This is a genomic window from Flavobacterium sp. (assembly GCF_043760115.1).
Taxonomy (GTDB): Bacteria; Bacteroidota; Bacteroidia; order Flavobacteriales; family Flavobacteriaceae; genus Flavobacterium.
Genome location: NZ_JAYUPK010000037.1, coordinates 1 through 9,276, shown reverse-complemented (window position 1 = coordinate 9,276; position 9,276 = coordinate 1). Strand labels below are relative to the sequence as shown.

The window sequence follows — 9,276 nt, the reverse complement described above, 5'->3', positions numbered from 1 at the left end:
CAATTTATTCCATTCAGAGGGAAGGACTTTTTAGTCCTTTCTTTTGAAAAATAATTCATTTATTTTTACCCAGTTGCATTTGTAACTTGAATTCAGCATCTATAAAAAAGTTCCTTTTTAAATATCTTATAAAGTGCTATTTATAAAATATTTAAAAAGGAACTTTTTAGTTTAAAAGATAAAATCAATCTTTTTTAATAATTTTTACACTTTGACTACCAGTTGAAGAGGAGAATTTTAAAATATAATTTCCTGCTGCAAGTGTGTTAGATAAAGTAATGGTTTGATTGTATGAACCTTCTATTTGAAATTTATTTTGCAAAATAGATTGAACAATTTTTCCTTGTAAATCTATAATATCAATAGAAACCGTTTCATCATTTACTAAATTGTAAGTGAAAGTTGCTTCAGATTGTATTGGGTTTGGGTAGATTAGAATGGAGTTTTGAGTATTGAAAGATAATGCTCCTAAGTTTAAATCTGTGTATTGAGCTTGAGTCATTACAACATTAGTTCCATTAAATGAATATCCACCAGCTAAAAGTTTGTTGTCTTGTGTTAATACTAATGAATTAACATCCGATAAATAATTAATTGAGGTTGATAAAGTTCCATTATTTCCAAAAGTTGTATCAATAGTTCCATTTGATAAATATCTGTTAATAGAAAATTGATTTGATGCACTTCCAGATTTTAAAAACTTTCCATCTGGTTGAAGAATCATGCTATTGTTTTTATTTGAATCTGTAACAATACCATTTGTGCCAAAACTAGTATCTACACTTCCATTAACATTATATTTAATAGTAGAAGTTTTAGTTTCGTTGTTTATTACATCTTGTGTATTTAATAAAAACTTATCATCGTTTAAAGCAATTGTTTGATATGGATAATTTTTACTGTTTATTTGAGTTACTACTTTTCCACTAATTCCAAACGAGTTGTCTAAAGTTCCATTGATATTAAATCTTGTAATCCCAATAGAAGAATTATCAATTAGCGTATTGAATGAATTTAATATTCCTGAAACAATTATTTTATTATCAGATTGTAAAATTATATTTGCTGGCCATTCACTTGAAGCAAGACCGTAAAAGTTAAAACGTGTAGTTGCAACTCCATTAGTTCCAAAAGAGGTATCAATAGAACCATTATTATTTAATTTAGACAAACCAAAGTCAACGGTTTCTCCTGTTCCATTAATATTATAATCATATCCTATAAAAATTTGATCATTTTCAGATGCAACTACGTCATCTAAGTACATTACAATATTTGGAGCTGATAAATTATAATCAACTAAACCGTTTGTTCCAAAACTTGAATCTGGTGTTCCATCAATATTGTATTTATATAATTTTCTATCAAAAGAACTTAAAACTATATATTTCCCATTACTTAACTGAATTACTTTTGTTAGTTCGGAATCAAATGTTATGATACCATTAATTCCGAAAGAAGTATCTAAACTTCCATTACTATTTTGTCTAATCAATAAACTATTTTTAAATCCTGACGTTTGATTTTCTCCAATACTAACAATTTTACCATCTTGTTGAACAATTGATGAAATAATTTTATTGCTTCCTTGATTTAAACTAAATGTCAAGTCTGAAACAAATATACCATTAGATGTAAATTCTATTTTTTCAGAAGTAAAATTAGTGGCAGTATTTGTAGAACTTCCTCCACCTATGATTAGATTGCCATTTGGATTCATTAATAAAAAAGTTACTCTGTCAAAAGCATTCTTATCATTTGTAACAATTCCATTTGTTCCAAAAGAAGTATCTAATGTTCCATTAGAATTTAATTTTACAATTCCATAATTACTTAAAAGAGAACCACCAATAATTATTTTCCCATCAACTAATGATTTTATAATTTGTCTAGATGCACAATAATTTATAGCAATAGAATTATTAGTATTCGCAGTTGTTAAAAAAAATCCATCGCCATCAAATGTTGTATCTAGAGCTCCAATAGAATTGTATCTTAAAACAATTATTTTTGATGCGGATGATCCTCCAATTAAAATTTTATTATCTGATTGTAATGTTATGGATCTCCCATATTCTGATGATAAACTTGTATTTTGAAAAATTGTGAAACCATTAGCTCCAAATGTTGTATCTAATGTTCCATTACTATTTAATCTTGCTGTTGCAATATCATAGTTACCACTTGTATTTGAGCCATTTCTGGTTTGTCCAGTAATAATTATTTTACCATCAGCTTGAATTACAGAAGCATATGCTTCATCATTAATTGAAGAAATTGCTATTATTGCTTTTCCATCATTATCGAAACCAGTATCAAATGAACCGTTAGAATTTAAGCGAATTACCTCAAAATTATTATTTGTTTCATTATAATCTGTTCCAGTAACAACAATTTTCCCATCTGATTGTAAAACTATAGATTTACTATAAAAAACTGATGGATTGTTAGATAATGATACAAAGCCATTTACGCCAAAATTTGAGTCAAAACTTCCATCAGAATTAAACCTATAAATTGAATTCTGATTTCCCATTAAAATTTTTCCATCACTCTGTAACGCAACACAGTCTGAACCTTCACCAGATATAATTTTAAATCCATAATTATTAAAAGATAAATCTATTGTTCCATCGCTGTTATGTCTTGTTATAAAACTATAGTTATCATAATTACCTTTGCCAACATAAATTATTTTACCATCAGGTTGTAAAGTAGCAGCGCCAATAACATCTGAACTTCTAGAGGTTGAAAACTGATTATTAACAATGCCATTAAGCCCAAAACTTGTGTCTAAAACTTGGGCATAGTTAACAAAACAAAAAATTGTACAGATAAATAGTAAAGATTTTTTCATAGTTTTTTATTTAAAAGGGTAATATTTTTCTTAAGATGCAATAATATGAAAAAGGTTGCGTCAAATAGTAAAAATAAATATTTTTCTAAATTTTATTTCCATATTTTTGTATTCAAAACAATATAAAATGCAAGAAATTAATTGGCAAACCGCAAAAGAATTTGAAGACATAACATATAAAAAATATAATGGCGTAGCAAGAATAGCTTTTAATCGTCCAGATGTTCGCAATGCGTTTCGACCAAAAACTACATCAGAATTGTATCAAGCGTTTTATGATGCACAAGAAGACACTTCAATTGGTGTAATTTTACTTTCTGCAGAAGGTCCAAGTTCTAAAGATGGAGTGTATTCTTTTTGTTCTGGTGGCGATCAAAACGCAAGAGGAAATCAAGGTTATGTTGGCGATGATGGACAACATAGATTAAATATTTTAGAAGTGCAACGATTAATTCGTTTTATGCCTAAAGTGGTTATTGCCGTTGTTCCTGGTTGGGCAGTTGGTGGCGGACACAGTTTGCATGTAGTGTGCGATATGACTTTGGCAAGTAAAGAGCACGCCATTTTTAAACAAACTGATGCCGATGTTACAAGTTTTGATGGCGGTTATGGTTCAGCATATTTAGCAAAAATGGTTGGTCAGAAAAAAGCTAGAGAAATATTCTTTTTAGGAAGAAATTATTCAGCACAAGAAGCTTTTGAAATGGGAATGGTAAACGCTGTAATTCCACATGCAGAACTTGAAAATACGTCTTACGAATGGGCACAAGAAATTTTGGCAAAATCGCCAATGGCAATAAAAATGCTAAAATTTGCAATGAATTTAACCGATGATGGAATGGTTGGTCAACAAGTTTTTGCAGGCGAAGCAACACGATTAGCTTACATGACAGAAGAAGCCAAAGAAGGAAGAAATGCTTTTCTTGAAAAAAGAAAACCTAACTTTGAAAAGAAATGGTTACCTTAGTTTAGTGTTCAGTGTTCAGTGCTCAGTGTTTAGTGCTCAGTGTTCAGTGCTCAGTGTTCAGTAATCAGTGTTCAGTATTCAGTTTTTAGTACTTAGTTTACACACTTTTCACACATAGTTTGTCATTCCGTAGGAATCTCATAAATTAATTGTATTGCAAATTTTTACACGCATATAAATAAAAGATTTATTTTTTAAATGGAAAATTTTACCAACGAAATTATAGATACCAAGCAACTTCCAAAATTTGAAGAAGTGCAACTTACAGCGTTACATCCAAAATATTGGTATGAAATTATTATAAATACTACTGTCGTTTTTTTAGTTTTAGGAATAATTCTTGGCGTAGTTTGGTACAAATCGGATGAATTTGCAACTAGCGCAATCTATTTTATAATTGCTTATTTTGTGATTTTAATTTTTTCTTTTCTATTAAAAAGAATTGGTTTCAATAAAAAAGGATATGCATTTAGAAACCATGATGTAATTTACAGAAGCGGAATTATTGCAACAAACACAATGGTAATTCCATACAACAGAGTACAACACGTTGCTTTGCACGAAGGTTTTATTTCAAGATATTTTGGTTTGGCCAAAGTAGAAATTTTTACTGCTGGTGGAAGTTCTAGCGACATTGAAATTTCTGGAATTGAAAAAGAAGAAGCCGAAAATATTAAACAATTGTTGATGGGTAAAATTCAAAAACAATTGTAATGGAAGTAAATTTTAATAAACCACAACGCCAATCTTCAACTGGTATTTTGGTTATGTTTTTAGATACATTACAAAAATTTGGAAGAGCGTTTCTTCCCATTTTATTTATATGGTTTTTTAAATCTAAAGACACTACAATAATCTATATCTTGCTTATAATTACTGTTACAATTTTAGTTATTGCAATTGTAGCTTACCTTCAATATTTAAATTTCACCTTTTATATAGATGATGAAAATGATGAATTTATTGTTAATGACGGAATAATAAATAAAACCAAAACTGCAATTCAAATCAATAAAATTCAGCAAGTTAACATTAATCAAAATTTAATTCAAAGAATAATTAACGTTTATGGTTTAAGTGTTGATACTGCCGGAAGCGATACTAAAGAAGGCAAAATAAAAGCCATTTCTCATGCAATGGCATTGGCTTTAAAATCTAAATTACTAGAAAATGAAGTTGTATCTATAAACAGTTCATCTGAAGAAATAGTTTTAGATAATAATCAAAATTTGCAATCAGAATCAAAACCATTTTTAAAAATAAATCTATCAAGTCTAATCAAAATCGGAATAACATCTAATTATGTAAAAAGCATAGGTTTAATTCTGACTTTTTTCTTTACAATTCTCGAAAACCTTCGTCAAATAGGTAAAGAAGATTTAATAGATCAAGATAAAATTGAAAAAACAATTACTAATTATCCAGTATTTTATGGAATATTAGTTTTTGTTTTGGTAATGTTCACCATAATTTTTATAATCAATATTGCAAGAACTGTATTAAAATTTTTCAATTATACTATTGCTAAACAAAAAGGTTCTTTGTTGTTATCTTACGGATTAATAAATACCGAAAGCACAATTCTTAAACCAGAAAAAGTTCAAATAGTTAAAGTTTCTAGAAATTATTTTCAAAAAAAATTAAACGTTTTAGAAATTAAAATCAAGCAAGCAACTAGCGATGATAAAAAAAATAAAAAATCTCAAATTGAAATTCCAGGTTGTAATAATCTAGAAAAAGACGAAATTCTAAAATTAATTTTTAATCAACTACCAGAAAAAGGAGTAATGATGCAACCCAATTTTCGTAAATTAGTTTTTTCTATTTTCTTAACAATTGTACTACCTTTGTCTGGATTTTTTATATTTGGAAAGTATTTAAAACCAGAAGTTTTACAATACTCGCATTTTGCAATAGCATACACTGTTTTTTTCTTGCTAATTTTGTTTTTTGCATTTAAAAACTACAGAATATTTATAAATGAAAATCATATAATAAAACAAAGTGGCGCTTGGGATATTGATAATGAAATTATAGAAATTAAAAAAATACAAGCCATAACAACATCACAATTATTTTGGCATAAAGGACTAAATATAGGTTCAATTATTTTGCACACAGCAGGAGGAAATATTGCCTTTCAATTGGGAAATTTTAATCAGTTAAAACAATATTCTAATCTTTGGTTGTACGAAATAGAAACCTCAGATAGCAATTGGATGTAAATTATTAAAATAAATAATATAAAAAACCTTTGAGACTTCGAGTCTTCGTGGCAAAATAAAAAATTATGAAACACTGGATACAAGCTGCAAGATTAAGAACATTACCATTATCAGTATCAGGAATTTTAGTTGGTAGTTTTTATGCTATTTCTCAAGCTTATTTTAATTGGAAAATTGTAATTTTTGCGCTCACAACAACGCTTGGCTTTCAAATACTTTCCAACTTTGCCAACGATTATGGTGACGGAATAAAAGGTACAGATAACGACGATAGAGTAGGACCAAAACGTGCCATTCAAAGCGGATTAATTTCACCACAAGCTATGAAAAGAGCCATTGTTATTACCTCAATTCTCACATTAATTTCGGCACTTTTACTAATATATTGTTCTTTTAAAGGCGATTATTTAATTTACTCAATACTATTTTTAATACTTGGAATTCTGGCAATAGCATCGGCAATTCGTTATACAGTTGGTTCTGGAGCTTATGGTTATCGTGGTTATGGCGATATTTTTGTATTTATATTCTTTGGTTTGGTAAGTACATTCGGAATTTATTTTATGTTTTCTAAACAAATAGATTGGTTACTACTTTTACCAGCAACAGCTATTGGTTTTTTAAGTGTTGGCGTTTTAAATCTTAACAATATGCGAGACGAATTATCCGATAGAAAAGCTGGAAAAAACACATTAGTAGTTAAAAATGGCGGAATTTGGGCCAAAAAATATCATTATTTCCTAGTAATTTCTGCAATGATTTTAATTTTATTGTTTGCCTACATTAATGATATGAAAGATGAAATTTTCAACTTTGATCAATACATTTTCATAGCAGGATATTTTCCATTAACAAGCCATTTAATTACAGTTTACAGAAACAAAGAACCAAGAGCATTAGATCCAGAATTAAAAAAACTAGCCATAAGTACATTTTTAGTATCAATATTATTATCATTAGCATTAATTTTTTTAATATCAGATACAATCGTTTATGTGTTAGAACAATATTTTAATTAATTATGAAAATTACATTTTACGGTCACGCATCACTCGGAATAGAAGTTGCAGGAAAAAACATTATTGTAGATCCATTTATTTCTGCCAATGCCAAAGCAAGTCACATAGATTTAGCCAGTTTAAAAGCCGATTATATTTTGTTAACCCACGCACATCAAGATCATACGCTTGATGTTGAGTTTATAATGGCACAAAATCCAAACGCAATAATTGTTTGCAATGCCGAAATGGCAACCTATTATTTAGCCAAAGAATTCAATTGTCATATGATGAATCATGGCGGAAGTTGGCAATTCGATTTTGGAAAAGTAAAATACGTAAACGCTATACATTCAAGCTCATTTGCCGACGGAACTTATGGCGGAAATCCTGGCGGTTTTGTAATAGAAGGCGAACATAAAAATATTTATATCGCTGGCGACACAGCACTCACAATGGATATGAAACTCATACCAATGCGAACGAAACTCGACTTAGCAATTCTTCCAATCGGAGATAATTTTACAATGGATGTAGACGATGCAATTCTAGCTTCAGACTTCGTAGATTGCGACAAAGTACTTGGTTATCATTATGATACCTTTGGTTACATAGAAATAAATCACAACCAAGCCATAAAGAAATTTTTCGATGCAGGCAAAGATTTAATGTTACTAGAAATTGGTCAAAGTATAGATATTTAGATTTAAAAATATATAAAGCATCAATTTTAGATGCTTTTTTTGTACCCACTATTTTCGCATTTCTACAATGGCAATTCCTGCTATACATTCCAATTTTTAGTATTTTTTTGAGAAAAATACTAAAAGATTTCCATTTCTATCAGGAGTAAAGACTTAGGTTTTCGCTTAAAATTCGTATATTTATAAAAAATCTCCCAAAAAATATCAAAAATACTATGCGCGCATAATAAATTTTGATTATCTTTGAACTTCCAACTAAATCGTTTTAGTAAAACGCATTTAAAAATATGAAAGAAAAAACAATAGATTATATACTTCGTGCAACTTGGCAAGCCGTTTCTAGAATGTACAACGAAGAAGCATCCAAGTTTGAAGGATCAATGGCAATAGGTTTTGCACTTTTAAGTATAGATAAAGAACAAGGAACACCATCAACAGAAATTAGTTCTCGAATGGGAATGGAAGCCACATCCTTAACAAGAACATTAAAAACATTAGAAGAAAAAGGATTAATAATTAGGAAAAAAAATCCAAAAGATGGTCGTGGCGTTTTAATATACCTGACCGATTTTGGAAAACAAATGAGAGCACAATCTAAAGAAACTGTGTTGAAATTTAATGAAACCATTCGTAAAAATATAACAGAAGAAAAATTGAAAAATTTTATAGTAGTTTCAGATACTATTAATGAATTGATTGCTGAGAAAAAAATATTTTAGAATTGTATAATGTATATTGTAAAATTGTATTTACTGATTTTGCTATAATATATTATAAACTGAAATACATTATATATAATTACAACAATACATTATACAGAATTACAACATTACATTATACAGAATTACAACAATACATTATACAGAATTACAACAGTACATTATACAGAATTACAACAATACACTGTACAGAATTACAACAATACATTATACAGAATTACAACAGTACATTATACAGAATTACAATAATACATAATACAATAAAAAATGAATTATTTTAAAGAATTAAAGGTTTGGCAAAAAGCTATTGAACTAGTTACAAATACCTATTTAAAAACCCAAAGTTTCCCAAAAGAGGAGATTTATGGATTAACTTCTCAAATAAGAAGATGTGCTGTCTCAATTCCTTCAAATATTGCAGAAGGTTGTGGAAGAAATACAGATAAAGATTTTAATAACTTTTTAGGAATTTCATTAGGTTCTGCATTTGAGTTTGAAACACAATTAATTATATGTAAAAACTTAAGTTTTATAAATCAAGATGATTTTAATTTTCTTGAAGCAGAAATACAACATATTCAAAACATGATTATCAAACTAAAAAATTCATTAGAGAATAAAATTACAAATTAACATTGTAGAATGTAAAAAAGTATATCATATACTTTAAAAAATGCTTAAATAAGAAATTACATATAAAAATATAATTTAAACATTATACAACAATACAAAATACATTATACAACAATACAAAATACATTATACAACAATACAAAATACATTATACAACAATACAAAATACATTA

Annotated in this window: 8 protein-coding genes; 7 read left to right on the top strand and 1 reads right to left on the bottom strand. The window is 28.2% G+C overall.

Annotated features, from left to right (window positions below):
* Positions 1-184: 184 nt before the first annotated feature.
* Positions 185-2,857, bottom strand: a complete 2,673-nt coding sequence (locus ACH2BC_RS03400) for a T9SS type A sorting domain-containing protein (protein WP_395052582.1) — start codon at positions 2,855-2,857, stop codon at positions 185-187.
* A 127-nt stretch (positions 2,858-2,984) separates the two neighbouring features.
* Between ACH2BC_RS03400 and ACH2BC_RS03395 the strand changes: the two genes are divergently transcribed.
* The 7 genes from ACH2BC_RS03395 (at position 2,985) to ACH2BC_RS03365 (ending at position 9,103) form a co-directional block, all read left to right on the top strand.
* Positions 2,985-3,824 carry a 1,4-dihydroxy-2-naphthoyl-CoA synthase gene (locus tag ACH2BC_RS03395; RefSeq protein ID WP_395052581.1) on the top strand — a complete coding sequence of 280 codons (840 nt, stop codon included), beginning with the start codon at positions 2,985-2,987 and terminating at the stop codon, positions 3,822-3,824.
* A gap of 198 nt (positions 3,825-4,022) precedes the next feature.
* The gene (locus ACH2BC_RS03390; protein ID WP_395052580.1) at positions 4,023-4,538 is read left to right on the top strand and encodes a PH domain-containing protein; all 516 of its coding nucleotides are present in this window, start codon (positions 4,023-4,025) and stop codon (positions 4,536-4,538) included.
* A complete protein-coding gene (locus ACH2BC_RS03385; RefSeq protein ID WP_395052579.1) occupies positions 4,538-6,049 on the top strand; it encodes a PH domain-containing protein in 1,512 nt (503 codons plus the stop codon). The genes ACH2BC_RS03390 and ACH2BC_RS03385 overlap by 1 nt, the downstream gene beginning before the upstream one ends.
* 65 nt (positions 6,050-6,114) lie before the next feature.
* Complete coding sequence (gene menA / locus ACH2BC_RS03380) at positions 6,115-7,068, top strand: 1,4-dihydroxy-2-naphthoate octaprenyltransferase (RefSeq protein WP_395052578.1); 954 nt, start codon at positions 6,115-6,117, stop codon at positions 7,066-7,068.
* A 2-nt stretch (positions 7,069-7,070) separates the two neighbouring features.
* A complete protein-coding gene (locus tag ACH2BC_RS03375; protein ID WP_395052577.1) occupies positions 7,071-7,751 on the top strand; it encodes a metal-dependent hydrolase in 681 nt (226 codons plus the stop codon).
* A gap of 287 nt (positions 7,752-8,038) precedes the next feature.
* The gene (locus ACH2BC_RS03370; protein ID WP_395052576.1) at positions 8,039-8,470 is read left to right on the top strand and encodes a MarR family winged helix-turn-helix transcriptional regulator; all 432 of its coding nucleotides are present in this window, start codon (positions 8,039-8,041) and stop codon (positions 8,468-8,470) included.
* Between the two features lie 267 nt (positions 8,471-8,737).
* Positions 8,738-9,103 carry a four helix bundle protein gene (locus tag ACH2BC_RS03365; RefSeq protein ID WP_395052575.1) on the top strand — a complete coding sequence of 122 codons (366 nt, stop codon included), beginning with the start codon at positions 8,738-8,740 and terminating at the stop codon, positions 9,101-9,103.
* Positions 9,104-9,276 lie beyond the last annotated feature (173 nt).

What these genes read in the sequence shown, in the direction of transcription:
- ACH2BC_RS03365 (WP_395052575.1), top strand. Translation starts at nt 8,738, where the DNA reads ATGAATTATTTTAAAGAATTAAAGGTTTGGCAAAAAGCTATTGAACTA.
- ACH2BC_RS03390 (WP_395052580.1), top strand. Translation starts at nt 4,023, where the DNA reads ATGGAAAATTTTACCAACGAAATTATAGATACCAAGCAACTTCCAAAA.
- ACH2BC_RS03385 (WP_395052579.1), top strand. Translation starts at nt 4,538, where the DNA reads ATGGAAGTAAATTTTAATAAACCACAACGCCAATCTTCAACTGGTATT.
- ACH2BC_RS03375 (WP_395052577.1), top strand. Translation starts at nt 7,071, where the DNA reads ATGAAAATTACATTTTACGGTCACGCATCACTCGGAATAGAAGTTGCA.
- menA (WP_395052578.1), top strand. Translation starts at nt 6,115, where the DNA reads ATGAAACACTGGATACAAGCTGCAAGATTAAGAACATTACCATTATCA.
- ACH2BC_RS03370 (WP_395052576.1), top strand. Translation starts at nt 8,039, where the DNA reads ATGAAAGAAAAAACAATAGATTATATACTTCGTGCAACTTGGCAAGCC.
- ACH2BC_RS03395 (WP_395052581.1), top strand. Translation starts at nt 2,985, where the DNA reads ATGCAAGAAATTAATTGGCAAACCGCAAAAGAATTTGAAGACATAACA.
- ACH2BC_RS03400 (WP_395052582.1), bottom strand. Translation starts at nt 2,857, where the DNA reads ATGAAAAAATCTTTACTATTTATCTGTACAATTTTTTGTTTTGTTAAC.